This window comes from Kluyvera sp. 1366, assembly GCF_054823405.1.
Map to the genome: position 1 here is coordinate 71,019 of NZ_JBTRDW010000007.1, position 26,188 is coordinate 97,206.

Below are 26,188 nucleotides of genomic sequence, written 5' to 3' on the forward strand. Positions count from 1 at the left end.
ACTATTTCTTCTGCAAATCCACCTGCCACAACGCAAAACCTATCTCGTCGCTGCCCACCGCTTTCATCGGGTAATCGGCGTGCTGTTCGATAAACTTCGTCGCTTTCGCACCAGGCGCGGTTTCAAAACGGATATCCAGCGGCGTGGTGCTGTTAATCGGCGCTAAACGCCAGTTGTGATCGGCCTGCGGTTTCACTTCGCCATGCACTTTGGTTTCGCTGCTGATATAGGCGGCAACCACCGAGCGATTCTCATCCGGCGACGCGAAGGCGACATACTTATCGCCGGTGCCGGCAAACTTGCCGCCATAAGCGCGATAGTTATTGGTGGCGACCAGGAAACTGGCCTGAGGATCAATAGGTTTGCCTTGCCAGCTGAGATCCTTAATGCGCGAAGCCCCCTTGTTAATCAGCGAGCACTCTGCGTCATAGCGCGCCGGCTGCGTGACATCGATTTGATACTGCACGCCATCGATTACATCGAAGTTATAGGTACGGAAATCCCAGTTAATCAGCGCTTGCGGTTTGCTGCTGTGCGGATCGATTTGATTAAACTGCGCGGCTGAACACTCCAGCCACTCTTTCACCTGTGCACCGCTGACTTTCATCACCACCAGCGTATTGGGGTAGAGATAGAGATCGGCGGCGTTACGGAAAGTGAGGTTACCTTTCTCCACTTCGACATAGCTGGCGGGATCGTTTTTGCGGCCGCCAGCTTTAAACGGCGCGGCGGCGGAGAGCACCGGCAAGCGGCCAAGATCAGGATCGCCCTGAATAAAGTGCTCGACGTAAGCGCGCTGCGCGTTGTTAACGATCTGCACCGTGGGATCGTCCTGCACCAGCGACAAGTAGCTGTACATCACGTCGGCGGATTTACCGATCGGTTTGGCAACAAAATCGCGCGTGGCGCGGTGATCCTGCTCCAGCACTTTCACCAGATCGGCATCTTCGGCAGCCAGCGATTTTTTCGCCGCGCTGTTATAAATTGGACGTGCCTCGGCTTTGCCCTGCGCAACCTGCCATTTGCCGCCCTCGTTATTCAGCACCAGATCGACCACACCCAGATGATCGCCCCACATACCGGGCATCACCGCCGGAATACCGTTAAGTGTGCCTTGGGCGATATCAGCGCCTTTAATTGCCGCAAACTCTTTGCTCGGGAAGACCGCGTGAGCGTGACCGAACATGATGGCGTTGATGCCAGCAACCTGGCTGAGGTAATAGACCGAATTTTCGGCCATGGCATGATAGGGTTCACTGCTCAAACCGGAGTGCGGAATAGCGATGATTATTTCAGCACCTTTTGCGCGCATTTCCGGCACATAGCGCTTCGCTGTTTCAGTGATGTCATCAACCCGCACTTTTCCCTGCAGATTGTTGCGATCCCAAACCATAATCTGCGGGGGAACGAAGCCGATGTAACCAATTTTCATCGTATGCGGCTTACCGTCACGGTCTGTAACGGTGGTTTCCTTGATTAAGTAGGGCGTAAACAGTGGTTTTCCGCTCTTTTCATCGATAATGTTGGCGTTGACGTAAGGGAAACGCGCGCCGGCCAGCGCTTTTTGCAGATAAGGTAAACCGTAATTGAACTCATGATTACCGAGGTTTCCGACCGCGTAATCCAGCGTATTCATCGCTTTATATACCGGATGAACTTCGCCCGGTTTTAGCCCTTTCGCCGCCATGTAATCGCCCAGCGGACTGCCCTGAATAATATCGCCGTTATCGACCAGCACGCTGTTCTTCGCTTGCGCGCGGGCCTGCTGAATTAAGGTGGCGGTGCGTACCAGGCCAAATTTCTCCGTCGGCGTATCTTTGTAATAATCGAAATCCATCATATTGCTGTGCAGATCGGTGGTTTCCAGAATGCGCAGATCCACCGTAGCAGCCTGTACCGTGGCGGCAGTTATACAGAGTGCCAATAACGACATGCTCGCTTTGAACATCGCTTGCTCCTTGTTCGGTCCAATGGGCCTCTCAAAATAATGTAAAACCATGACGAATTATCATTTCAATTTGTGATGAAGCTCGGACTTTCATCCAATATCTCCCGCCGGGCCGCGCTAAAAGCGCATTCAGCATCCCGCCATAGCCGCCGATGATGAACTATGGTATTGATATTCAAATAGATTGCCGTAGCAGACAGCACAGTCGCAGGCTGTTGAATGACAACTGCTAAAATAAGGACAGATTGGCGGTTGGTGTCTGACAGGCAGAATCAGCGGAAAAGAGGTAAAGAATGTTAGATAAAATTTGTCAGCTGGCGCGTGATGCGGGCGATGCCATTATGCAGGTATATAACGGCGCAGAGCCGGTTGACGTGACCCGTAAGTCGGATGATTCTCCCGTTACCGCGGCCGATCTCGCGGCGCATCGCGTGATTGTGCAAGGTCTGACGGCGCTTTCGCCGGGGGTGCCGGTGCTATCTGAAGAGGATCCCCCGAGCTGGGACGTGCGTCAGCACTGGCAGAAATACTGGCTGGTCGATCCGCTCGATGGCACCAAAGAGTTCATCAAGCGCAACGGCGAGTTTACAGTCAACATTGCGCTGATCGAAAATGGCAAACCGGTATTGGGCGTGGTTTATGCGCCCGTGCTGGGCGTGATGTACTCGGCGGCTGAGGGTAAAGCCTGGAAAGAAGAGAACGGCCAGCAGACGCAGATTCATGCGCGTGAAGCGCGTCCACCATTAGTGGTGGTTAGCCGTTCGCATTTTGAGAGCGATACCGAGTTGCAGGAGTATTTGCACCAGCTCGGCGAGCATCAAACCACCGCGATTGGTTCATCGCTGAAGTTCTGTCTGGTAGCTGAAGGCAGCGCGCAACTCTATCCGCGCTTCGGGCCCACTAACATCTGGGATACCGGCGCAGGCCATGCGGTGGCGATTGCGGCTGGTGCGCATGTGCATGACTGGCAGGGGAAAACGCTGGATTACACGCCGCGAGAATCTTTCCTTAATCCCGGTTTCCGCGTTTCGCTGTTTTAAGATTTCATCGGGTCGCCATTGACGGCGACCTCCACTTACTTCTGCAACAACTCGTGAATTAACTTCATCGCCTGCTGCACTTCGTCCTGCGTCAGCGGACCATCTTTGACGTAGCGCACATGTGCGGTGTTATCCAGCACCACAATCGCGGATCCGCCTTTCTCCAGCTGCCAGGCCTGACGCGCGCTGCCGTTGCTATCGACGATAAACTGCGACCATGGGAACTGCTGCTTATTGCTCTCAAGGCTGCTGCGCACGAACATGCCGGTGCCCGGAATCGCATCGTCGGTATTGACGATAGTAGTGGTTTGATAACGATCGTGCGGCAGATGCGCAGCTTTGATGGCTTCAATTAACGCCGCATTCTGCTCTTTAGCAGAAGAGCGCCCGGCAATATGCAGGATAACGCGAACTTTTCCGCTTAGCTGCGCGCTATTCCAGGATTTGTAGCTAAACTTATCTTCATCTTGTTGATAAACCAGCTCTCCTTTGTCGTTAACGCCAACGGCTGGCACGCGTTCACCCAGTTTGAAGGCATGTGCCGCAGCCAGGCCCGGCAGCAAGAGTGCCAGTGCTATCACAGTGTGTCTCAAACGCATTTATTACTCTCCTTGGTGATCCGACCAGTTGTTCATGTTCCTGCAATATTAGGCGTGGATGATGCGTCTGTCGCAATGAGTTAACAGGTTTGCAACCTATGCCACAATTCCATAATGAGTGAAGGTTTATACTGGGTTTAGTGAGGCTGATAACAGAGTATTCTGTAATGATGTGTCAATTCAGTAAATAATTCACCTTTTCGGAACACGGCTAAGAAAGGATGCTCTATAGTTATGCCTCATTTGCGCTTCACGGGTTCGTACCAAATTTGGTGACGACGGAGCGTATTAAACATTTTAGGAGTTAAACAGCATGAAGATCTTCCAGCGCTATAATCCGCTGCAAATTGCGAAATATGTCAAAACGCTATTTAGAGGAAGGTTGTACATCAAGGACGTGGGCGCGTTCGAGTTTGATAAGGGCAAAGTGATGTTGCCGCGTGTCAAAGATAAACAGCATCTTAGCGTGATGTCAGAAATCAATCGCCAGGTGCTGCGGCTGCAAGCCGAGTACAACTAAGTAAGCATAAGAAAGGGCGCCGATGGCGCCCTCAGTTTTTAGTGCGGTTGTTGGCTTGTCGCCATCAATTGCGATCCTGGGACGACTCAGATTCATCCACCGTATTTTTGTTCACATTCAGCACCGGCGGGCGTTCATCAATACGCGTAACCAGCAGCTGGTCGATACGGTAGCTATCAATATCCACCACTTCAAACTTGTAGCCGGAAAACTTCACAAAGTCGGTACGCTTCGGAATCTTGCGCAGCATGTACATCATGAAGCCGCCGATGGTTTCATAATTGCCAGACTGCGGGAAATCATCGATATCCAGCACGCGCATCACGTCATCAATTGGCGTGCCGCCTTCGACCAGCCATGAGTTCTCATCGCGCGCGACAATCTGCTCTTCCTGACCTTGACCCACCAAATCGCCCATCAACGTGGTCATCACATCATTCAGCGTAATGATGCCCACCACCAGCGCGTATTCGTTCATGATCACCGCGAAGTCTTCACCAGCGGTTTTGAAGCTCTCCAGCGCTTCAGAAAGCGTCAGCGTATCCGGCACAATCAGCGCTGAACGAATCTGTACGCCGCTGTTCAGCGTCAGGCTTTGATTGCCGAGTACACGCAGCAGTAGCTCTTTGGAATCGACATAGCCGACGATGTGGTCGATATCGCCATCGCAGACGATGAATTTCGAGTGCGGATGCTGGGCGATTTTGGTTTTCAGTGTGGTTTCATCTTCGTGTAAATCGAACCACACCACGTTCTCGCGCGAGGTCATTGATGACGGCACGGTACGTGATTCCAGCTCAAACACGTTCTCAATCAGCTCATGTTCCTGCTTACGCAGCACGCCCGCCAGCGCACCGGCTTCCACCACCGCATAGATATCGTCGGAGGTGATGTCGTCTTTACGCACCATCGGCAGTTTGAACAGACGGAAGAAGACGTTCGCCAGGCCGTTGAACAGCCACACCAGCGGACGCAGCACCACCAGGCAGAAGCGCATCGGGTTGATAATGCGCAGCGCTACGGCTTCCGGTGCAATCATGCCGACGCGTTTTGGCGTCAGGTCAGCAAACAGAATGAACAGGCTGGTCACGATGGTGAAGGAGCAGATAAAACTGAGCTGTTCAGCCAATTCGGGTGCCATGATGCGGCTGAATAAGCTATTAAAGGCGGGCGAAAACGCCGCATCGCCGACGATACCGCCGAGGATCGCCACGGCATTCAGGCCAATCTGCACTACGGTGAAGAACATGCCAGGTTGTTCCTGCATCTTCAGCACGCGCTGGGCATTGATATTGCCTTCGTCAGCCAGCAGCTTCAGTTTGATCTTACGGGCGGCGGCCAGCGAGATCTCCGAAAGGGAGAAAAATGAACTGATGACGATCAGTAAAAGAATGACAAGTAAGCTATCGAGCATAAAAGGTCCGTTGGGTTAATCACTTGTCATTTTTGGCCTGGGCAGCGCGGGAATGGGCGTACGTCCGGTACTTGCCAGTCAAACAGGCTATCCGTGCCAAAAATGTCTGCGCCATTTCGACAAGATAAGGTTAACGTCGGGGCAGAAAGGGTGCAGGCGAGGCCTGCTGGTCGCTGATTATAGCAGCAGCGCTTATCATGCCGCTATAGGCGCGCATCAGGGGGTCGGATTAATCTGAGTGAGCGTCATTCGCGAGCTCAAGAATCGCCTTGGTTGTTGTATCGTTTAGCACATTTACCCACAATAGGTCACAATTTGGCTTAGTCGCTGAATTTGCGCCAGTGGGGGGAAAAGAGCGGCTATGCTGATGGGTAAACGCGCGCTGGTGATACCCTTCCAGAGAATAAACGCCCCTGCGGAATAGGGGCCGGCATTATTAACAGGAGTACGTGTGCCACGATTTCATATTTATTGTTTGGCCAGCCTGTTGCTTGCTGCACCTGCCGTTGAGGCAGCCAAAGTGCGCTTGCAGCTGGACGGTCTTAGCGGGGATTTGCAAAAGAACGTCAGGGCACGCTTGTCCACCATCGGCAGTGACGAGGTGTCGAACGACGGCCGTTTCCGCGCGCGCGTTGCGGAAGCGATCAAAGAAGGCCTGCGGGCGCTGGGTTATTACGAACCGGAGATCAATTTTGAATCGCGCCCGGCACCGCCGCAAGGTGGTCGTCCGGTATTGATCGCACACGTTAAGCCCGGCGAACCGGTCAAGATCGGCGGCAGCACCATTGTGATCGAAGGTGAAGCCCGCACCGACAAGGATTACCAAGCCTGGGTCAAACAGGGCACGCCGAAAGTCGGTACACAGCTGAATCACGGCGCCTATGACAAATTTAAAAACGGCTTCTCCAGCCTGGCATTGCGTAATGGTTACTTCGACGGTGACTTTAAGCAAAGCCAGCTTGGCGTTTCGGTTGAACGGCGCGAAGCCTTCTGGGACATCAATTACGATAGCGGCCCGCGCTACCGTTTCGGTGATGTCGGTTTCCAGGGCTCGCAAATCGACGAAGCCTATCTGCAAAATCTGGTGCCGTTCAAAAAGGGCGATTACTACAGCTCGCGCGATCTGGCCGAACTTAACCGCCGCTTGTCGGCGACCGGCTGGTTCAACTCGGTGGTGGTCGCGCCTGAGTTTGATAAAGGTCGTCAAAGCAAAGTGCTGCCGCTGAATGCGGTGGTATCGCCACGCGTGGAAAACACCATTGAAACCGGCGTCGGTTACTCCACCGATGTCGGGCCGCGCATTAAAGGCACGTGGAAAAAACCGTGGATTAACAGCAGCGGCCACAGCCTGGCCGCCAGCGCCTACGTTTCTGCGCCGGAGCAGCAGCTCGATCTCAGCTACAAAGTCCCGCTGCTGAAAAGTCCGCTGGAGCAGTATTACACCTTCTCCGGCGGTGTGAAGCGTACCGATCTCAACGACACCAAAGCCGATACCACCACGCTGGCGATGTCGCGAAACTGGGACAGCAGCAGCGGCTGGCAGAAGGCAATCAACCTGCGCTGGAGCCTCGATCACTTTACCCAGGCCAGCGTGACCAACACCACTATGCTGCTCTATCCGGGCGTTAGCCTGAACCGCACCCGTTCGCGCGGCGGTCTGATGCCGACGTGGGGCGATTCGCAGCGCTACTCGGTGGACGTGTCGGATACCACATGGGGTTCGGACGTTGATTTCGTCATCATGCAGGCGCAAAACGTCTGGATTCGCACGCTCGCCGATAAGCATCGCTTTGTGGCGCGCGGCAATGTGGGCTGGATCGAAACCAACGACTTCGACAAAGTGCCGCCGGATCTGCGCTTCTTCGCCGGTGGCGATCGCAGTATTCGTGGTTACAAATACAAAGACGTATCGCCACGTGATGATAACGGCAAGCTGACCGGCGCCTCGAAAATGGCCACCGGCTCGCTTGAATATCAATACAACGTGACCGGCAAATGGTGGGGCGCGGTGTTCGTCGATTCCGGCGAAGCGGTCAACGACATCAAGCAGAGCAACCTGAAAACCGGCGCCGGCTTCGGCGTGCGCTGGTCTTCTCCGGTCGGGCCGATCAAGTTTGATATCGCGCGGCCGATTGGCGACGACAAGGAGCATGGATTGCAATTTTATGTAGGATTGGGGCCTGAACTATGAAGCTGTGGAAAAAGGTCCTGATTGGCATCGGTATTTTTCTGGTGCTGCTGTTGGGCAGCATCGCGTTTCTGGTGGGCACCACGCCGGGTTTGCATCTGCTGCTGAAAGGCGCCGATCGCTGGGTGCCAGGTTTGTCGATCAAACAGGTGGAAGGTGGCTGGCGCGATCTGACGCTAAGCGGCGTGAAGTATGAGATGCCGGGCGTCAGCGTGGATGCCGGACGTTTCCACCTGGCGCTGAATCTCAACTGCCTGCTGCATTCGTCGGTGTGTGTCAATGACATTGCGCTGCAGGATGTCAGCGTGGTGGTCGATAGCAAAAAAATGGCACCGGCCAGCGCACCGCCGCCGGAAGAGGAGAGCGGCAGCACCAATCTCAGCACGCCGTATCCCATCACGCTCAGCAAAGTCGGGCTGCATAACATCAACGTTAAAGTGGATGACACCGCAATTTCCCTGCTCGACTTCACCAGCGGCCTGCAGTGGCAGGATCGCGCACTGACGCTGACGCCAACCCATATCCAAAGCCTGCTGATCGCGCTGCCGAAAGCGGCCAAAGTGGTGGATGAGCAGGTGGTGCAGCCAAAAGTGCATCAGCCGCAGCCGGATGAACCGCCGCTGGGCGAAACGCTGCAGGCGATATTCGCTAAGCCACTGTTACCAGATATGCCGGACTTCCAGCTGCCGCTGGATATCACCGTGCAGGAACTGTTGGGCGAACAGCTGCGCATCACCGGCGATACCGACATCTCAATCACGCGTCTGCTGTTAAAAGCCAAAACCGCCGATCGTCATCTCCAGCTGGAAACCTTTGATGTCGATTCGCCGCAAGGGCAGGTGAACGCCAGCGGTGAAGCAACGTTGGCCGATAACTGGCCGGTGAATTTTGCGCTGAACGGCACGCTCAATCTCGACCCAATCAAGGGCGAGAAGATCAAAATGAACCTTGCAGGCGCGATGCGTGACGAGCTGAAGCTGGGGCTGAATCTTTCCGGTCCGGTGCGTGCGCAGCTGGATGCGACCACGCAGCCTGCGGTCGCTGGTTTGCCGCTGGCGCTAAAACTCACCAGCCCGCAGCTGCGCTGGCCGCTCACCGGCGCGGTGCAGTATCAGGCGGATAATCTCGATTATCAGTTCAAAGGCAAAGCCACCGATTACGTGATGTCGCTGCGCACTGCGGTGAAAGGCGAAGGCGTGCCGCCTGCCAGCATTGCGCTGGACGGCAAAGGCAACGAGCAGCAGTTCAATCTTGATAAGCTGCGCGTGGCGGCGCTGCAGGGCAATATCGATCTGACGGCGCTGGTGGACTGGAGCAAAGCCATCAGCTGGCGCAGCGAATTGACGCTTTCGGGCATCAACACCGCCAAACAGTATCCGGATTGGCCAGCGAAGCTGGAGGGCAAAATTGCCACGCGCGGCAGCTTGTACGGCGGAACCTGGCAGCTCAGCGTGCCGCAGCTGGAGCTGAAAGGAAATGTTAAGCAGAACGCGGTGAGCGCCAAAGGTACGTTGACCGGCAACAGCTACAACCAGTGGAAAGTGCCCGGCCTTAACATTGCGCTGGGTCGCAACCATCTGGACGTGAAGGGCGAGCTGGGCGACACGCTCAATCTCGATGCCAGCATTGATGCGCCAAAGCTGGATAACGCGCTGCCGGGCCTGGGCGGCGTCGCCAAAGGCACCATCAAAGCACGCGGCACCTTACAAGCGCCGCAGCTGCTGGCCGATCTCACGGCTACTGGTTTGCGCTGGCAGCAGCTGCAGATCCGTCGTGTGGCGTTGCAGGGCGATGTGAAATCCAGCGATCAGATCGCCGGTAAGCTGCAACTGCGCGTGGAACAATTGCAGCAGGATGCGCTGAAAGTGAACCTGTTAACGCTGAACGCCGACGGCAACGAAAAGCAGCATCAGCTGAAGCTCGAGGTACAGGGCGAACCGGTTTCCGGTCAGCTGGCGCTGAACGGCAGCTTTGATCGCAAAACCCAGCGCTGGCAGGGCAATCTCAACAACACGCGTTTCGACACGCCGGTAGGCGAATGGCGACTGACGCGGGCGATGGCGATTGATTACCTCAACAGCAAGCAGACCGCCACCATTGGGCCGCACTGCTGGCAGAACCCGAACGCGCAGCTGTGCGTACCGGAACCGATTGAAGCCGGTGCCAGCGGACATGCGCATGTGGTGCTCAATCGCTTCGATCTGGCGATGATCAAACCGTTCCTCACCGATGCCACCAAACTGAACGGCGTGTTCAGTGGTGATGCGCGCGTTAACTGGACCGCCGACGGCGCGCTGCCAACCGGCACCTTAGCGCTGAAAGGCAGCGGCGTGAAAGTGGAGCAAGACGTGCAGGGCAACAGTTTGCCTATCGCCTTCGACACGCTGAACCTGAATGCGGCGCTGCGTAACGGTCGCGCACAGCTTGACTGGCTGATCCATATCGTCAACAACGGCCAGCTGAGCGGCAATGTGCAGATCGCCGATCCTGAGAATCGGCGTCAGCTGTCGGGCAACATCGGCATCAGCAATATTTCGCTGGCAATGCTGAATCCGGCGCTGATGCAGGGCGAGAAGATCAAAGGCAACCTGAACAGCAACCTGCGTCTTGGCGGCACGCTGCAGCAGCCGCAGGTGTTTGGTCAGTTGGGGCTGAGCGATGTGGATGTCGACGGCAGCTTTATGCCGGTCGATCTCACCGCTGCCAACCTCAACATGGTGTTCAACGGCATGAGCTCAACGCTCAACGGCATGATTCAGACGGCGCAGGGCAATCTTAACCTGAGCGGCAACGCCGACTGGAGCCAGCTGGATAACTGGCGCGCGCGCGTGGCGGCGCAAGGTAGCCGTATCCGCGTTACCGTGCCGCCAATGGTGCGCATGGATGTCTCGCCGGATCTGGTGTTTGCAGCCACGCCGGCCGCGTTCAGCCTCGACGGCAAAGTGGATATTCCGTGGGCGCGCATTACCGTGCAGGAAGTGCCGGAAAGCGCCACCGGCGTCTCCTCTGATGAAGTGATGCTGGATCAAAATCTTAAGCCGATTCAGCCGAAAACAGCGGCAATCCCGATCAACAGCAATCTGGTGATCCACGTCGGTAATGATGTGCGGCTCTCGGCGTTTGGCCTAAAAGCCAGGCTGAATGGCGATCTCAAACTGGTGCAGGATAAAAATGGCCTCGGCTTGAATGGCCAGATCAACATCCCATCCGGCCGCTTCCACGCTTATGGTCAGGATCTGCTGGTACGTAAAGGTGAGTTGCAATTCGCCGGACCGCCGGACCAGCCTTACGTTAATCTCGAGGCGATCCGTAATCCTGAGGCCACTGAAGACGATGTCACCGCCGGATTACGGGTAACCGGGCTGGCGGATGAGCCGAAAGTGGAAGTGTTCTCCGATCCGGCGATGTCACAGCAGGAAGCGCTTTCTTACCTGTTACGTGGTCAGGGACTCAACAGCGATGGCGACAGCAACGCATTAACTTCCGCGCTGGTGGGATTGGGGGTTGCGCAAAGTGGTCAGGTTGTGGGTAAAATCGGCGAGACCTTCGGTGTCAGTAATCTCGCGGTTGATACCGCTGGCGTAGGCGATAGCCAGCAGGTGCAGGTGAGTGGTTACGTGTTGCCGGGTCTACAAGTAAAATACGGTGTTGGCATATTTGATTCACTGGCGACCTTAACCTTGCGTTATCGCCTGATGCCCAAACTCTATTTAGAAGCCGTGTCGGGTCTCGATCAGGCACTGGATCTGCTCTATCAGTTTGAGTTTTAGCAATGCGAATAATTGTCTATGGCAGTTTACGGCGCAAACAGGGAAACAGTCATTGGATGACGAATGCGCAGTGGCTCGGCGACCATCAGATTGTGGGGTTTGATCTCTACAATCTGGGTCACTATCCGGGCGTGGTGGAAGGAGAAGGCAGCGTTTATTGCGAGGTGTATCGCATTGACGCCAGCACGCTCGGCGAACTTGATGCCTTGCGCACCAAAAATGGCGAATACAAACGCCAGCTTATTCAGACGCCTTACGGCAGTGCCTGGCTGTATGTCTATCAGCGTTCAGTTGCGGGTCGCACGCATATCGCGAGCGGTGACTGGTTAAGGCGAGATGGCGAAACAGAGGCATAAATAAAAACACCGTCCATTGGACGGTGTTTTTTTATGCGTGGCAGAAAAGAATCTTACTTCTTCTGCGCGCGCTCGTAAGAGGCGATGATTTCAGCTTTGGCCGCTTCTGCGTTGTCCCAGCCGTCAACCTTCACCCATTTGCCTTTTTCCAGATCTTTGTAGTGCTCGAAGAAGTGGGTGATCTGCGCTTTCAGCAGTTCTGGCAGGTCGTTCACATCTTTGATGTGATCGTACTCTTTGCTCAGCTTGGTGTGCGGCACCGCTACCAGTTTGGCATCTTCGCCAGACTCGTCGGTCATTTTCAGCACGCCGACGGGACGGCAGCGGATCACTGAGCCCGGTACCAGCGGATAAGGGGTTGGCACCAGCACGTCAACCGGGTCACCATCCAGAGACAGGGTGTGGTTGATGTAGCCGTAGTTGCACGGATAGAACATGGCGGTAGACATGAAACGGTCTACAAACAGGGCGCCAGACTCTTTGTCGACTTCATATTTGATCGGATCGGCGTTAGCCGGGATCTCAATGACAACGTAGATATCTTCTGGCAACTCTTTACCTGCAGGCACCTGGTTCAAACTCATCTGGCTTTCCTTCATTAGTCATATGTTGAGTGACGGCTATTATAGCCAACTGACTCTGAAAGTATGCCCCCTTTTTGGCGTTTCGGAATGCTCCAACCCGCTACTTCGCCGTGACAAACAGCGAGACGATCCCCGCCGCAATCAGTGGTCCAACCGGCACACCACGGAAGAAGGCCACGCCAATCACCGTACCAATCAACAGCCCACCAATCACCGACGGCTGCACGCTCATAAAGTTCACGCCGCGTCCGCCCAGCCAGGCAACGAAAACCCCCACCACAATCGCGATAATTGATTGCCAGTTGGCGAACGATTTCAACAGCGAAGAAGCCGGCAGCGTACCGCTGGCCAGCGGCGCCATCACCGCAACGGTGAGGATGATGATGCCAATCTGAATGCCCTGTTTTTCCACATAGGGAAAGAATTGCGACAGCGGGGTGAGCTTGATCGCCAGCAGGATCAGAATCGAGATGGTAACGGCGCTGTTATGAACGAAATAGCTGAGGACGGCGAGGCAAACAAGAATGATGGTGGAGGCATAAGCAGCCATGGTTTCTCCCTGCAGATTAATGGGCGCGCTGGCCGATGCCAGCGCTAAGCGTATTAAACGCTTACATTAATCAACAATCGTCGGGGTTGGCGCAACTGCCTTTGTTAATTGATTGCAACATCAGCGCCTGATTACGCACCAGACTGACGCCCTGCGCACCAACTGACAGCGCGGCCATCGTGCCCTGGCTGCTAACAAAATAGCTGCGGCTGGCATCCAGCCAACTGTCGCGATAGGTCAGCCACGCGCGCTGGGCGCTGCGCAATTTGTCTTTAGGTGCGCCGGTTAATTTTTTCATCGCTTGGGTGTACTGCGCGTTCATCTCTTTATCCCAGGCTTTATTGGCGGTGCCGTAGCATTGAGACATGCCGGCGGTGCTGGATTCCTTATTCAGACACTGATCGAGCTGCTGATCGATAGGGTTTTGTTGCGCCGCCGCAAAACCACTGACCAACAAACACGCCATCGGGAGCCATTTTTTCATCGTTTCATTCCTTAAATTTTGCTGGGGCAGAGTTCAGTAAAAATGAAGTCTGGATGATCGTCAGCCAGTTGACCATCAACAATGGATAAAGTTTCCGCGATCAACTGCCGATAATCTTTCCGTTTTAGGGCCAGCGGATTTCTGCCTTTTCTTGCAAACGGGGATAATCATGTTCAAACAGCTATCAATTCGTACTGCATTACTCACGCTTTTGGCTTTTATGACGCTGCTGCTGCTGGCAGTCAGCGCGATGGGCATCTCTGCCATCAACGCAGGCAATCAATCACTGGATGCCATTAACCGCATTCAGGGAATTGAACTGAACAGTTTGTACCAAAGCAATGCCGACCTCATGCGCGCGCGCGGCAGCGCCGCATTGGCCGTGCGCAAAATCGAAATCGGATTACTGGAGGACGGCGCCAGCGTCACCAAACAAGCTGAGGAGGATGTCACCAGTTCCCAGCGTCATCTGAAAGCCTTTATTGATGCCGGGACGGTAACGGCTCAGGGTAAAATCCTCGCCGATGCCGTGGCTACTTCGTTCGCTTCCTATCATAAGGGCGCCATCGTGCCGATGATGGATGCGTTGCAAAAGCAGTATACCGACGAATATTACCAGGTTTTGGAAGGCAACCTCTCAACGCTGGCAAGCAACTACGCGAAAGCCGTGCATGATTTTGCCGTTTATGCTGATGAAGTCTCAGCTACACGTCTGGCGCAAGCTGCACACAATGAGTGGCAGATGAAAATCATGATTGGCGTGGCGATGGCGTTGACGCTATTGCTGATCGTCATTGCCTGGCAACTGCTGCGTCGTCTGCTGCTGCGTCCACTTGATGGCGCGATTGTGCATCTGGAGCAAATTGCGGCCGGCGATTTATCCCAGCCGCTGCCCGCAGCCGGAAAGAGTGAATTAGGCCGTCTCAATCAGGCGCTGGCGAATATGCAGCTGGCGCTCAGCAGTTCGGTCAGTCAGGTGCGCGAAGCCAGCTTGCAGATTGACGTAGGAAGCCGCGAGTTAGCGGCGGGCACCGTGCATCTCTCGCAGCGTACCGAAGAGTCCGCCGCTTCGCTGGAGCAAACCGCGGCCAGCATGGAACAGCTCACCGCCACCGTGCGTCTCAATGCCAGCAACGCCAAAGAGGCCAATCAGCTCGCCAGCAATGTCTCCGACAGTGCCGATCGCGGTGCCGAAGTGGTCGGCTACGTGATGGAGAAGATGCAGGAGATCACCCAAAGCGCCAATCGCATTGGCGACATCCTCAGCGTGATTGATGGCATTGCCTTCCAGACCAACATCCTGGCACTGAACGCTGCGGTTGAAGCCGCGCGTGCCGGTGAACAAGGGCGTGGTTTTGCCGTGGTCGCTAATGAAGTGCGCACGCTGGCTGGTCGCAGCGCCACCGCCGCCAAAGAGATCCGCGAGCTCATCGCAGAATCGCAGACGCGGGTGCAAGAGGGCAGCGATATGGCCACGCGCGCCGGTGAAACCATGGATGAGATCTCCAGCGAAGTGATGCGCGTGACTACGCTGATGAAAGAGATCTCCATTGCTTCGGAAGAGCAGAGTCGCGGTATCGAGCAGGTAAATCAGGCGGTGACGCAAATGGATGAAGCCGCGCAGCAGAACGCCGCGTTAGTCGAAGAAGCCAGCGCTGCCACCCAATCGCTGGAAGCGCAGTCGCAGCAGTTGCAGGATTCGATGGCGCAATTCCGCGTAGTCGCGGCTCTGCCTTCGTAGGCAGCAACAAAAAAGCCCGCACGGAGGCGGGCTTTGCACAGCGGGAAAAAACTTAGGCTGAATGGTCGTCCGGATATTCACGGATGAAGCGTTCAACGTCGCCTACCATTGCGTCGTTGCCGCAGAAGAACGGGCAGCGCTGATGCAGCGTTTCTGGCTGGATGTCGAGGATGCGATTGGCACCATCGCTGGCTTTACCGCCCGCTTGCTCCGCCAGGAAGGCCATTGGGTTGCATTCGTACAGCAGACGCAGCTTGCCTTTCGGGTGGCTGGCGGTGCTTGGATAGAGATAGATGCCGCCTTTCAGCAGGTTACGGTGGAAGTCGGCCACCAGTGAACCAATGTAGCGCGAGGTATACGGGCGCTTGGTGGCGATATCTTCTTCCTGGCAGAACTTCAGGTATTTCTTCACACCCTGCGGGAAGCGAATGTAGTTACCTTCGTTGATCGAGTAGGTGTAACCCTTCTCCGGGAAGGTCATGCGCTCGTGGCTCAGGCAGAATACGCCGAGCGACGGATCGTAAGTAAACGCATGCACGCCCACGCCAGTGGTGTAAACCATCATGGTCGAAGAACCGTAAACCACATAACCCGCAGCAACCTGCTTGTTGCCCGGCTGCATGAAGTCGGCTTCGGTGATTGGCGTGCCCGGCTCGCTGATGCGATGGTAGATAGAGAAAATGGTGCCGACGGAAACGTTAACGTCGATGTTTGAAGAACCGTCCAGCGGATCCATTAATACAACGTATTTGCCATTCTCTGAGCCTTCAAAGATGACGAACTCGTCTTCTTCTTCCGACGCGATACCGGCCACCACGCCGCGTGCTTTCAGGGCGGCTTTCAGCTTTTCGTTGGCAAACAGATCAAGCTTCATCTGCTGCTCACCCTGCACGTTTTCCACGCCGCTGGCACCCAGAATATCCACCAGACCCGCTTTGTTGATGTCGCGGTGGATAATTTTAGCGCCAAGCTTAATGGAAGAAATCAGCGCCGTCAGTTCACCTGTGGCGTGTGGAAAGTCGTGTTGCTTCTCGACGATGAATTCGCCTAACGTTTTCATAACACATTCCCTGCATCTACGATGGAGTGGCAGCAGCTGTAACAAGCTACCAACGTATGAGCGCAGTTTAGCCGATTGAACTTTAAAAACCATAGTCCTAATCCGTTTCTTCCCTCTCAACTCGGCGTTACACTGTGCGCCGAACTTTTGAGTAATGGATCTCTTTATGCGTATTCACATCCTCGGGATTTGTGGCACTTTCATGGGCGGACTGGCGATGCTGGCGCGCTCGCTGGGACACGAAGTGACCGGCTCAGACGCCAATGTCTATCCGCCGATGAGCACGTTGCTGGAACAGCAAAGCATTGAATTGACTGAAGGTTACGATGCCAGCCAGCTCGATCCGCAACCGGATCTGGTGATCATTGGTAACGCGATGACGCGCGGCAATCCTTGTGTCGAAGCGGTACTGGAACGCAACATTCCTTACCTCTCCGGCCCGCAATGGCTGCACGATTTCGTCCTGCGCGATCGTTGGGTGCTGGCGGTGGCGGGAACCCACGGCAAAACCACCACAGCCGGCATGGCAGCGTGGATTCTCGAGGCCTGCGGCCTGGAACCCGGCTTTATCATCGGTGGTGTGCCAGGAAACTTCGAGGTTTCGGCAAAATTAGGAAAAAGTCCATTCTTCGTCATCGAAGCGGATGAGTACGACAGCGCGTTCTTCGACAAGCGTTCCAAGTTTGTGCATTACTGCCCGCGCACGCTGATCCTCAACAACCTCGAATTCGATCACGCGGATATCTTTGACGATCTGCGCGCCATCCAGAAGCAGTTCCATCATTTGATCCGTATCGTGCCGGGCCAGGGTAAGATCCTGCTGCCGGAGCACGACAACAACATCAAGCAAGTGATGGCGATGGGCTGCTGGAGCGAGCAGGAAACGGTGGGCGATAACGGTCACTGGCAGGCGAAAAAGTTGACGCCGGACTCTTCACATTGGGAGATCTGGCTCGACGGCGAGAAAGTCGGCGAAGTGAACTGGGCGCTGGTGGGCGAGCACAACATGCACAATGGCCTGATGGCGATTGCAGCGGCGCGTCATGTTGGGGTGAAACCGGGAGATGCCGGTGAAGCGCTGAGCAGCTTCATTAATGCGCGTCGTCGTCTCGAACTGCGCGGTGAAGTGAACGCCATCAAGGTGTACGACGATTTCGCTCACCATCCTACCGCGATTCTCGCCACGCTGGCGGCGCTGCGCAGCAAAGTGGGCGGCACCGCACGCATTCTGGCGGTGCTGGAGCCGCGCTCAAATACCATGAAGATGGGGGTGAGCAAGAACGAGTTAGCGCCATCGCTGGGCCGCGCAGACGAAGTGTTCCTGTTCCAGCCGCACCATATTCCGTGGCAGGTTTCCGATGTCGCTGAGGCGTGCATTCAACCAGCGCAGTGGAGCGCGGATATCGATACGTTGGTGGAAATGGTGGCGAAGAAAGCCCAGCCAGGCGATTCGATTCTGGTGATGAGTAACGGCGGATTTGGTGGTATTCACCAGAAACTGCTGGAGCGGTTAGGGCGGTGATGGTGCGGGTTTTCCCCTCACCCTGGCCCTCTCCCGCAAGCGGGCGAGGGAATGTTTAGGTGGAGCTCGGTCAGCCCCTTCTCCCGCTTGCGGGAGAAGGTTGGGATGAGGGGAAAACCGCAGAAAACTTACGCTTCTGCCAACTCGCGCAGATACTGGAAAATCAGGCGGGCAGATTTTGGCGGCTTATTCGCGGCTTTCTCTTTCTGCGCGTTACGGATCATGCTGCGCAGTTGCTGACGATCGGCGTGCGGATAGAGGTTAAACACTTCAGCGACCGCGTCATCACCTTGCTCGATCAAACGATCGCGCAAAATCTCCAGCTTATGGAACAGCGCAACCTGCTGGTTGTGGCGGTTCTTCAGCTTATCCAGTGCCTGGCGAATCGGATCTTCATCGCGTGAACGCAACATCTTACCGATCAGCTGCAGCTGACGGCGACGGCCTTCTTTCTTGATGCGCTGCGCCAGTTCAATCGCGTCGCGCAGTTGTTCGTCGAGTGGGATCTTGTCGAGGGAATTTTTCCCCAGCTCAACCAGCTCGGCACCAAGGCGTTTTAGCTCTTCGGCATCGCGTTTAATTTCGCTTTTGCTGACCCAGATAATCTCTTCATCTTCTTCGTCATTATTATCCGGCACATCGTCGAGCCAGTCTTCGGGCTGCTTGGTCATCTCTTGGCTCCCAAAAAAAAGAGGCTAATCCTACCAGTTTATCGGGCGACTGCGAAATTGTTCTCTGAGTCTGATAGACTCAAACAATTCATACTTAAGATTAGACGGCAGGTCGATGAACGTATCTACTCAGGTTGCAGAACAACGTAAAGTGTTGGAACAGGCTGTCGCGCAGGCGTTGGAACTGGCAAAAGCCAGCACCGATGGCGCTGAAGTGGCGGTCACGAAAACCACCGGCATCGGCGTCAGTACCCGCTATGGCGAAGTGGAAAACGTCGAATTCAACAGCGATGGTGCGCTCGGCATCACCGTCTACCATCAAAACCGTAAAGGCAGCGCTTCCTCCACCGATCTCAGCCCGGATGCGATCAAACGCACCGTGCAGGCGGCGATCGACATTGCGCGCTACACCTCGGTGGATCCATTTGGCGCACCGGCCGATCCCGATCTGCTGGCGTTTGACGCGCCGGATCTCGATCTCTACCATCCGTGGGAGATCGATGCCGATCGCGCTATCGAACTGGCCGCTCAGGCGGAACAAGCGTCGTTGCAGGCCGACAAACGCATCACCAACACCGAAGGCGGCAGCTTCAACAGCCACGTTGGTATCAAAGTCTTTGGTAACAGCCACGGCATGTTGCAGAGCTACTGCTCCAGCCGCCATTCGCTCTCCAGCTGTGTGATTGCCGAGCAGGACGGCAATATGGAGCGCGATTACGCGTATACCATTGGCCGCGCTTTTGACGATCTGAAAAGCCCGGAATGGGTTGGCGCCGAGTGCGCACGCCGCACGCTGTCGCGTCTGGCACCGCGCAAGCTTTCGACCATGAAAGCGCCGGTGATCTTCGCGCCAGAAGTGGCGACCGGTTTGTTTGGTCATCTGGTGGGCATGATCAGCGGCAGCAGCGTATACCGCAAATCGACCTTCCTGCTTGATTCGCTCGGTAAGCAGATTCTGCCCGAGTGGCTGACCATTGAAGAGCATCCGCACCTGCTGAAAGGCTTGGCATCCACGCCGTTCGACAGCGAAGGCGTGCGCACCCAATCGCGTGACATCATTAAAGATGGCGTGCTGCAGAACTGGCTGTTGACCAGCTACTCGGCGCGCAAGCTCGGCTTGCAGAGCACCGGCCACGCAGGCGGCATCCATAACTGGCGTATTGCCGGTCAGGGCCACAGCTTTGACGACCTGCTGAAGCAGATGGGCACCGGTTTAGTGGTAACCGAGATGATGGGCTCCAGCATCAACGGCATGACCGGCGACTATTCACGCGGCGCATCCGGATTCTGGGTGGAAAACGGTGAGATTCAATATCCTGTGAGCGAGATCACAATCGCCGGCAACCTCAAGGAGATGTGGCTCAATATGGTAACCGTCGGTAACGACATTGAAACCCGCAGCAATATACAATGCGGATCGGTGCTGCTGCCGGAGATGAAAATCGCCGGACAATAAGAGTCATCGCTTTCTGAAAGCAGCCCGCAAGGCTGCTTTTTTTTGGCCCGACAATAATAAAAGGACATACCAATGCGTAATAAGCATGTGATTGCAGTGTTGTCGTTATCGCTGTTGTTCTCCTCGGCTAGCGTGTTTGCAGCCGATTTAGAAAAAGATATGGATACGCTCAAGGATGGTCTGAGCGTGGTGAAGAAAACTTCTGACGCGCAGGAAATGCATACCGCGTTGGGCAAAATGCGTCAGGCGGCAACGGATGCTAAGCAATCCACGCCGGAAAAACTGGAAGGTCAGGCGGCCGATAGCGCGCAGATCAAGGATTATCACGCCGGTCTGGATTCGCTGATTGCCCAGATAGATGTGGTCGATAAGCTGGCGCAAGCCAACAAGCTGGACGAAGCCAAGGCCGAAGCGATGAAACTGGAAGATATTCGCAACGCCAACCATAAGAAATTCCGCTGATAACCCGGCCAGCCCAGCGGCTGGCCTTATTCCTCTTTGCTTTCTCTCCGTTTAATCCGCATAACTCCATCACTTCTCGCATTTTGTGACCGCTTTCGCACACTTCGTGCGTCCTGAGATCTGGCGCACACTCGCCCGCGGGATTTCCACTTTGAGGTGGAAAAGTTGCGACTCAACAGCCTCAAGGGGAAAGCGTACTTTCTTATCAACGAGAAATATCTGTAATTGTCCGCTGTAAACAGGAGTAACAAGGTGAGGAGTGAAGCTGTCCCGCTGAAACAGAGCACGCCGGAAGCGATCCAGGCGCTGGCGGATAAGGTGTTAAGCCAAATTGCAGCGATCTACGCCGCGCATCACATCGAAGCCAACGCCGTGCAGCAGCAGATGCTGGCTTCGCATGTCCGGGCGATGGCATCGCGCTCTTTAACGGGTGAAGCGCTACCGGAAGTAGAAGCTGAGCTGTTTGAAGATATCTCGCCGGAAACCATGGCGCTGGCGCAGCAGGTGGTGGATCTGTTTGGCAATCTGCCAAAAGAGGAAGCCTGGTTGTTGTCCGTCCATATCGAAGTGGCGAAATCGAACGAAGCATAAATTGCGAGGAATTGAACATGGTAACTGTAGTGATTGGCGATCGTCTGGGTAAAGGTCAGAAAGTAGCAGCGGGCATCGAGAAAGCCGGTGGTCGTGCGGTGGTGGTGCCAGGCGTGGCAGCCGACATGAAGCTGGGCGATGTGATGAAAGCGGAAAACGCCGACTTCGGTATCTCCTTCTGCGGCAGCGGCGGTGCCGGTGCGATTACCGCGCAGAACAAATATGGCTACAAAGCCAAACACGGGATGCGTTCGATTGACGAAGGCGTTACCGCCATCAATGAAGGTGCCACTGTGCTGGGCTTCGGCTTTATGGATAAAGAAGAGCTGGGTGAGCGTCTGGTGCAGGCCTGGACTAAAAAACACGGCAGCTAAGTATGAAACAGCAATACGAGACGCAGGTAACGGTGCAGGGCAAAGGCGACAGTAAAGCAAAAGCCTTTGCCGATGCGCTCAGCAAGGTGCAGCAGCAAGTGCTGCGCACCAGCCAAAAGATTCTGTTGCGCATTGAACCCATAGATGTGCGGGTGCTGCGCGCGCAGGAGAGCGTGCGCAAGGAAAAATTCTTGTTCTTCTTCCTCGCGCGTGAGCGACGGAATTACAGCGTTGAGCTGGACATTACCGTTAGCGTCACTGTGATCGACACCGACAAGGTGGATTTCATAGCGACTTAATAAAAACGACAACAAGGGTACGACGACATGTTTTTAATCATTTTGTTTAAGTCGTTAATCATTGGCGGATTGGTTGGCGTCGGGGTGGGAGCGGGCGCAGCGCGCATGTTCCACGCACCGACCACACAAGGTATGGGCGCGTTCCGTACCTTGGGAGAACTCAATTCCTGTGAAGGCGATCCGGCATCGCACTTCTCCTTTGGTCTCGGCTTCTTCTTTAACGCCTGGGCATCATCCGTGGCAGCGGGTTCCTTCACGCAGGACGTCGATCACCGCATTTTGCCGAACTGGGGCGCGGCGGCACTGATGGTGAAAAACCGCAACGTGGCGGAAACGCTGCACAACCCGAAACGCATGGCGATTGCCTGCGGCATCATCGGCATGATTGTGGTGGCCTTCCTTAACAGCACGGCGTCTGCGGTTCCGGCGGCGCTGCAGGTTACCGCAGTAAAAGTGCTGGTGCCGGCGGCTAACCTGCTGGTGAATACCGTGATGCCAGTGATCTTCTGGCTGGCAGCGATTGATGCCGGTAAGAAATCCGGCTTCTGGGCCACCATTTTTGGCGGTCTGGCGCAGCTGATCATGGGTAACGCCGTACCGGGTTTGGTGCTGGGCATCCTGATCGGTAAAGGTGTGGAAGAGAGCGGCTGGAACAAAGTCACCAAGGTGATGATGTTTGCCATCGTGCTGCTGTTTGCCTTGAGCGGCTTCTTCCGCGGTTTCGATCTGAAACTGCTGCAATCCTTCCAGCTGGGTATTCCGGGCTGGCTGGATATGATCCACAACAGCGTCAGCGGCAAATAAGGAGCCATCAGCATGAACGAGAACGAAAACAAAGGGTTCTGGTACGCCGACTGGTCTTTCCCGATTTTTGTTGGCCTGCTCTCCTCCGGCGTATTTGCCGGTACGCACATGTATTACCTGTACGGCATCGGTGCGTTTAACGAAGTGGCATTTGTCTCGATGCTGCGCTCAGGTATGGAAACCGGCGTGTATGGCGCGGTGGCGGCGTTTGGTGCCAGCTTCCTGTTTGCACGCATTATCGAAGGTTCGCTAGTGGGGATTCTCGATATTGGCGGCGCGATCCAGACCGGCGTCGGCCTCGGCGTGCCTGCGCTGCTGCTCGGTGCTGGCATTGTGTTCCCGGTCGCCAACTTTGCCGCATCGCTGGCTACGGGTTTGGTGGTGGGCTTAGCGATAGGTTATCTGATCATCCTGGCGCGTAAGTTCACCATCAACCAGAGCGACTCAACCTACGGCGCAGACGTGATGATGGGCGCGGGTAACGCATCGGGCCGTTTCCTCGGGCCGCTGATTATCCTTTCTGCCATGGCGGCGTCGATTCCTATTGGTCTCGGTTCGCTGGTGGGGGCGCTGCTGTTCTACCTGTGGAATAAGCCTATTACCGGCGGCGCGATTTTGGGCGCGATGGTGTTGGGTGCGATGTTCCCAATCTCACTCTGATACTGATGTGCGGCCATATGGCTGCACATATCCGTAGCGGCGCCATTTATTGCGCGATAAATCACGCCGCTACGAAATGAGCGTTTGTATGTGAGGAGTAAGCATGTTTGATCTGATTCTGCGCCGCGCACGTCTGTGCGACGAACAGCTGGTGGATATTGCCATCCAGCACGGCAAAATTGCCGCCGTCGGCGAGGTGAGCGGCCCGGCACAGCAGGAACGCGATCTCGCCGGACGTTACTATGTCAGCGCTGGCTGGATTGATAGCCACGTGCACTGTTATCCCCAATCCCCAATTTATCACGACGATGCCGACACCATTGGCATGGCGCAAGGCGTCACCACGGTGGTGGATGCCGGCAGCACCGGCGCTGACGACATCGACGACTTTTATCAGCTCACGCGTTCGGCTACCACCGAAGTACGCGCGCTGATCAACATTTCACGCACCGGCATTGTGACGCAAAACGAGCTGGCCGATATGGCGCAGATTGATGGCGATGCGGTGGTGCAAGCGGTGAAACGCCGTCCCGACTTTATCGTTGGCCTGAAAGCGCGCATGAGCAGCAGCGTGGTGGGCGAGAACGGCATTCAGCCGCTGGTGCGTGCCAAGGCGATTCAGCAGGCAGCCGGAAACTTGCCGCTGATGGTGCACATTGGCAACAATCCGCCCGTGCTGGAAGAGATCGCCGATCTGCTGACCTCCGGCGACATCATTACCCACTGCTTTAACGGCAAGCCGAACCGTATCTTGTCACCGCAGGGCGAACTGAAAGCAGCGGTGAAAAATGCCATCGCGCGCGGCGTGAAGCTGGATATCGGCCACGGCGGCGCCAGCTTCAGTTTTGAGGTGGCGCGTCAGGCGATTGCGCAGGGCATTCTGCCCGACACCATCAGCTCCGACATTTACTGTCGTAACCGCATCAACGGCCCGGTGCATAGCCTGGCGCACGTGATGTCGAAATTCTTTAGCATTGGCATGACTCTGCCGCAAATCGTCGAGTGCGTCACCGTTAATGCCGCTGCTGGCCTGCGTCTGGCGGGCAAAGGGCGCTTGACCGCCGGTTATGACGCCGACCTGACCATTTTTACCGTCAAAGAGGAAGCCTGCCCGTTCGTTGATGCTGAAGGCGAACGGGTATTAGGTGAACAACATATTCTGCCGCTGGCCGTGGTTATCGCCGGTCACTGGCATCTGACTGATGAAGGGAAAGCGAATCATGTCTTCGATTTATGAAAAATATGACCTGAAACAGGTCATCAACGCGTCGGGCCGCATGACCATTCTCGGCGTCTCCACGCCGTCTGCGGATGTGGTGGATACCGTCAGCTATGGTCTGAATCACTATTTCGAGATGAAAGATCTGGTCAACAAGACCGGCGCTTACATCGCCAAACTGCTGGACGTGGAGAGCGCGGTGGTGGTGTCGTGCGCCTCAGCGGGCATTGCGCAGAGCGTGGCGGCGGTGATTGTTAAAGATAACGACTGGTTGCTGGAGAACCTGCACGCCGCACCGCTCAGCGTGCCGTACGATATCGTGGTGCCAAAAGGGCACAACGTGAACTTCGGCGCGCCGGTTGGCACGATGGTGGCGCTGGGCGGCGGGCGTTTGATCGAAGCCGGTTACAGCAATGAATGTTCGCCAGAGCAGTTGGCGGCGGCAATCACGCCGACCACAGCGGCGCTGATGTACATCAAATCGCACCACTGCGTGCAGAAAAGCCATCTTAGCGTGGAGCAGGCAGCGGTAGTGGCGCGCAAGCACGGCATTCCACTGATCGTTGATGCGGCAGCGGAAGAAGATTTGCAGTGTTACTACCAAATGGGCGCGGATCTGGTGATTTACAGCGGCGCCAAGGCGATTGAAGGGCCGACCAGCGGCTTAGTGATTGGTCGTACGCAATACGTTGAGTGGGTGAAGCGCCAGAGCAACGGCATTGGCCGCGCGATGAAAGTCGGCAAAGAGGGCATTCTCGGCCTGACGCAGGCGATTGAAAACTATCTGGTGCAGCCAAAAACCACCGGCGCCGAGATGGTGGCCAACATGACGCCGTTTATCGACAACCTCAACACGCTGAACGGCGTCACCGCCCGCGTGGTGTGGGATGCCGCCGGACGCGATATTGCGCGTGCCGAGATCAAGTTTGATGAAGCGGTCACCGGCTGGCCGACTGGCGAACTGGTGCAGGCGCTGAAAACTGGCGACATCGCCATCTATTTCCGTGGCTACAAAGCCAACGAAGGCATTATCGAGGCCGATGTGCGCAGCGTTAGCGCCGATCAGCTGCACATCATCTTTAGCGCTATTCAGGCGTTGATCAGCGGAGGAAAACGCGCATGAGTCTGAACCCGAACTTCTATCAGGATCGCCTGTGCCTTAACGTGCTGGCCGGTTCGAAGCAGAACGCCAAAGCGATCTGGCAGGCGGCTGAAGGTCATGTGCTGGTGGGCGTGCTGTCAAAAAACTACGCCAGCAATGAAGAAGCCATTGCCGATATGCGCGAGTATGCGGCGCTGATCGACAATGCGTTATCCGTGGGTTTGGGCGCGGGCGATCCCAACCAGTCGGCGATGGTGAGTGAGATCTCGGCGGTGCTGCAACCGCAGCACGTCAATCAGGTCTTCACCGGCGTGGCGACCAGCCGTGCACTGCTCGGCCAGAATCAAACCGTGGTGAATGGTTTGATTTCACCGACCGGCACGCCGGGCCTGGTGAAAATCTCCACCGGACCGCGCAGCTCGAAGAGCGCCGACGCGATTGTACCGATCGACAGCGCCATCGCCATGTTGCAGGACATGGGCGGCAGCTCGGTGAAATACTTTCCGATGGGCGGCCTGAAAGCGGTAAATGAGTATCGCGCGGTGGCGGAAGCCTGCGCGCGTCACGACTTCTGGCTGGAACCCACCGGCGGTATCGATCTCAATAACTTCGAAGAGATTGTGCGTATTGCGCTCGATGCGGGCGTCAGCAAAGTGATCCCGCACGTTTACAGTTCGATTATCGATAGCGCAAGCGGCGACACGCGCATTGACGATGTACGTCAGCTTCTGGCAACGTGCAAGAAACTGCTGTAACAAATGAGTAACAGGTGAG

At 55.7% G+C, this 26,188-nt stretch carries 25 protein-coding genes; 17 read left to right on the plus strand and 8 right to left on the minus strand.

Annotation, left to right across the window (positions count from 1 at the left end; genetic code table 11):
• Window position 1: 1 nt before the first annotated feature.
• A complete protein-coding gene (locus ACVLVH_RS16630; protein ID WP_498949793.1) occupies window positions 2-1,948 on the minus strand; it encodes a bifunctional 2',3'-cyclic-nucleotide 2'-phosphodiesterase/3'-nucleotidase in 1,947 nt (648 codons plus the stop codon).
• A 293-nt stretch (window positions 1,949-2,241) separates the two neighbouring features.
• Here ACVLVH_RS16630 and cysQ point away from each other — a divergent pair, with 293 nt between their 5' ends.
• Window positions 2,242-2,988 (plus strand): 3'(2'),5'-bisphosphate nucleotidase CysQ, encoded by a 747-nt coding sequence (gene cysQ, locus ACVLVH_RS16635; RefSeq protein WP_101762878.1) that lies wholly within the window; start codon window positions 2,242-2,244, stop codon window positions 2,986-2,988.
• Window positions 2,989-3,023: 35 nt separating this feature from the next.
• On the opposite strand, the gene ACVLVH_RS16640 is transcribed toward cysQ, so the two are convergent.
• Window positions 3,024-3,587 (minus strand): YtfJ family protein, encoded by a 564-nt coding sequence (locus ACVLVH_RS16640; RefSeq protein ID WP_101762879.1) that lies wholly within the window; start codon window positions 3,585-3,587, stop codon window positions 3,024-3,026.
• 313 nt (window positions 3,588-3,900) lie between these two features.
• On the opposite strand from ACVLVH_RS16640, the gene ACVLVH_RS16645 reads away from it, so the two are divergent.
• Window positions 3,901-4,107 carry a DUF1107 domain-containing protein gene (locus tag ACVLVH_RS16645; protein WP_007892150.1) on the plus strand — a complete coding sequence of 69 codons (207 nt, stop codon included), beginning with the start codon at window positions 3,901-3,903 and terminating at the stop codon, window positions 4,105-4,107.
• A gap of 64 nt (window positions 4,108-4,171) precedes the next feature.
• On the opposite strand, the gene paeA is transcribed toward ACVLVH_RS16645, so the two are convergent.
• The gene (gene paeA / locus ACVLVH_RS16650; RefSeq protein ID WP_101762880.1) at window positions 4,172-5,521 is read right to left on the minus strand and encodes a polyamine export protein PaeA; all 1,350 of its coding nucleotides are present in this window, start codon (window positions 5,519-5,521) and stop codon (window positions 4,172-4,174) included.
• Window positions 5,522-5,972: 451 nt separating this feature from the next.
• Between paeA and tamA the strand changes: the two genes are divergently transcribed.
• From tamA to ACVLVH_RS16665, 3 genes are read left to right on the plus strand one after another with little or no spacing between them, the layout of a single operon-like run.
• The gene (tamA, locus tag ACVLVH_RS16655) at window positions 5,973-7,712 is read left to right on the plus strand and encodes an autotransporter assembly complex protein TamA (RefSeq protein WP_137386596.1); all 1,740 of its coding nucleotides are present in this window, start codon (window positions 5,973-5,975) and stop codon (window positions 7,710-7,712) included.
• Entirely contained in the window at window positions 7,709-11,479 is a 3,771-nt protein-coding gene (gene tamB, locus ACVLVH_RS16660; protein ID WP_498949796.1) for an autotransporter assembly complex protein TamB, read from the plus strand. Before tamA ends, tamB begins: the two co-directional genes overlap by 4 nt.
• A 2-nt stretch (window positions 11,480-11,481) precedes the next feature.
• Complete coding sequence (locus ACVLVH_RS16665; protein ID WP_101762883.1) at window positions 11,482-11,835, plus strand: gamma-glutamylcyclotransferase family protein; 354 nt, start codon at window positions 11,482-11,484, stop codon at window positions 11,833-11,835.
• A gap of 53 nt (window positions 11,836-11,888) precedes the next feature.
• Here ACVLVH_RS16665 and ppa read toward each other — a convergent pair whose 3' ends face one another.
• The 3 genes from ppa to ACVLVH_RS16680 all read right to left on the minus strand — a co-directional run bounded on the left by ppa (window position 11,889) and on the right by ACVLVH_RS16680 (window position 13,453).
• On the minus strand, window positions 11,889-12,419 hold the full coding sequence (ppa, locus tag ACVLVH_RS16670; protein ID WP_007892166.1) for an inorganic diphosphatase: 531 nt from the start codon (window positions 12,417-12,419) through the stop codon (window positions 11,889-11,891).
• Window positions 12,420-12,519: 100 nt separating this feature from the next.
• On the minus strand, window positions 12,520-12,969 hold the full coding sequence (locus ACVLVH_RS16675) for a DUF441 domain-containing protein (RefSeq protein ID WP_008103576.1): 450 nt from the start codon (window positions 12,967-12,969) through the stop codon (window positions 12,520-12,522).
• A 70-nt stretch (window positions 12,970-13,039) separates the two neighbouring features.
• Window positions 13,040-13,453 (minus strand): lysozyme inhibitor LprI family protein, encoded by a 414-nt coding sequence (locus ACVLVH_RS16680; protein ID WP_101762885.1) that lies wholly within the window; start codon window positions 13,451-13,453, stop codon window positions 13,040-13,042.
• A gap of 169 nt (window positions 13,454-13,622) precedes the next feature.
• On the opposite strand from ACVLVH_RS16680, the gene ACVLVH_RS16685 reads away from it, so the two are divergent.
• A complete protein-coding gene (locus ACVLVH_RS16685) occupies window positions 13,623-15,194 on the plus strand; it encodes a methyl-accepting chemotaxis protein (RefSeq protein WP_462062049.1) in 1,572 nt (523 codons plus the stop codon).
• A gap of 52 nt (window positions 15,195-15,246) precedes the next feature.
• Here ACVLVH_RS16685 and fbp read toward each other — a convergent pair whose 3' ends face one another.
• Window positions 15,247-16,254: a class 1 fructose-bisphosphatase gene (gene fbp, locus ACVLVH_RS16690; protein WP_008103565.1), complete on the minus strand. Its 1,008-nt coding sequence runs from the start codon at window positions 16,252-16,254 to the stop codon at window positions 15,247-15,249.
• A gap of 166 nt (window positions 16,255-16,420) precedes the next feature.
• Between fbp and mpl the strand changes: the two genes are divergently transcribed.
• A complete protein-coding gene (gene mpl / locus ACVLVH_RS16695; protein ID WP_277974144.1) occupies window positions 16,421-17,776 on the plus strand; it encodes a UDP-N-acetylmuramate:L-alanyl-gamma-D-glutamyl-meso-diaminopimelate ligase in 1,356 nt (451 codons plus the stop codon).
• Window positions 17,777-17,904: 128 nt separating this feature from the next.
• Here mpl and yjgA read toward each other — a convergent pair whose 3' ends face one another.
• Window positions 17,905-18,447 (minus strand): ribosome biogenesis factor YjgA, encoded by a 543-nt coding sequence (gene yjgA, locus ACVLVH_RS16700; protein WP_101762888.1) that lies wholly within the window; start codon window positions 18,445-18,447, stop codon window positions 17,905-17,907.
• A 115-nt stretch (window positions 18,448-18,562) separates the two neighbouring features.
• Between yjgA and pmbA the strand changes: the two genes are divergently transcribed.
• The 10 genes from pmbA to dagF all read left to right on the plus strand — a co-directional run bounded on the left by pmbA (window position 18,563) and on the right by dagF (window position 26,169).
• Window positions 18,563-19,903: a metalloprotease PmbA gene (gene pmbA, locus ACVLVH_RS16705; RefSeq protein ID WP_192236155.1), complete on the plus strand. Its 1,341-nt coding sequence runs from the start codon at window positions 18,563-18,565 to the stop codon at window positions 19,901-19,903.
• A 72-nt stretch (window positions 19,904-19,975) separates the two neighbouring features.
• Window positions 19,976-20,365, plus strand: a complete 390-nt coding sequence (cybC, locus tag ACVLVH_RS16710) for a cytochrome b562 (protein ID WP_312463002.1) — start codon at window positions 19,976-19,978, stop codon at window positions 20,363-20,365.
• 252 nt (window positions 20,366-20,617) lie between these two features.
• Complete coding sequence (locus ACVLVH_RS16715; RefSeq protein WP_007892186.1) at window positions 20,618-20,956, plus strand: glycine dehydrogenase; 339 nt, start codon at window positions 20,618-20,620, stop codon at window positions 20,954-20,956.
• A 17-nt stretch (window positions 20,957-20,973) separates the two neighbouring features.
• Window positions 20,974-21,330 carry an SFCGS family glycine-rich protein gene (locus tag ACVLVH_RS16720; RefSeq protein ID WP_008103553.1) on the plus strand — a complete coding sequence of 119 codons (357 nt, stop codon included), beginning with the start codon at window positions 20,974-20,976 and terminating at the stop codon, window positions 21,328-21,330.
• A gap of 2 nt (window positions 21,331-21,332) precedes the next feature.
• Window positions 21,333-21,629 carry a DUF4312 family protein gene (locus ACVLVH_RS16725; RefSeq protein WP_137386587.1) on the plus strand — a complete coding sequence of 99 codons (297 nt, stop codon included), beginning with the start codon at window positions 21,333-21,335 and terminating at the stop codon, window positions 21,627-21,629.
• 27 nt (window positions 21,630-21,656) lie between these two features.
• Entirely contained in the window at window positions 21,657-22,433 is a 777-nt protein-coding gene (locus tag ACVLVH_RS16730; RefSeq protein WP_101762892.1) for a DUF4311 domain-containing protein, read from the plus strand.
• Between the two features lie 12 nt (window positions 22,434-22,445).
• Entirely contained in the window at window positions 22,446-23,093 is a 648-nt protein-coding gene (locus ACVLVH_RS16735; RefSeq protein ID WP_064738408.1) for a DUF4310 family protein, read from the plus strand.
• 103 nt (window positions 23,094-23,196) lie between these two features.
• A complete protein-coding gene (locus ACVLVH_RS16740; protein WP_137386586.1) occupies window positions 23,197-24,330 on the plus strand; it encodes an amidohydrolase/deacetylase family metallohydrolase in 1,134 nt (377 codons plus the stop codon).
• The gene (locus ACVLVH_RS16745) at window positions 24,314-25,435 is read left to right on the plus strand and encodes a DgaE family pyridoxal phosphate-dependent ammonia lyase (RefSeq protein WP_312462995.1); all 1,122 of its coding nucleotides are present in this window, start codon (window positions 24,314-24,316) and stop codon (window positions 25,433-25,435) included. The genes ACVLVH_RS16740 and ACVLVH_RS16745 overlap by 17 nt, the downstream gene beginning before the upstream one ends.
• Entirely contained in the window at window positions 25,432-26,169 is a 738-nt protein-coding gene (gene dagF, locus ACVLVH_RS16750; RefSeq protein ID WP_222185352.1) for a 2-dehydro-3-deoxy-phosphogluconate aldolase, read from the plus strand. The genes ACVLVH_RS16745 and dagF overlap by 4 nt, the downstream gene beginning before the upstream one ends.
• Window positions 26,170-26,188: the final 19 nt, after the last annotated feature.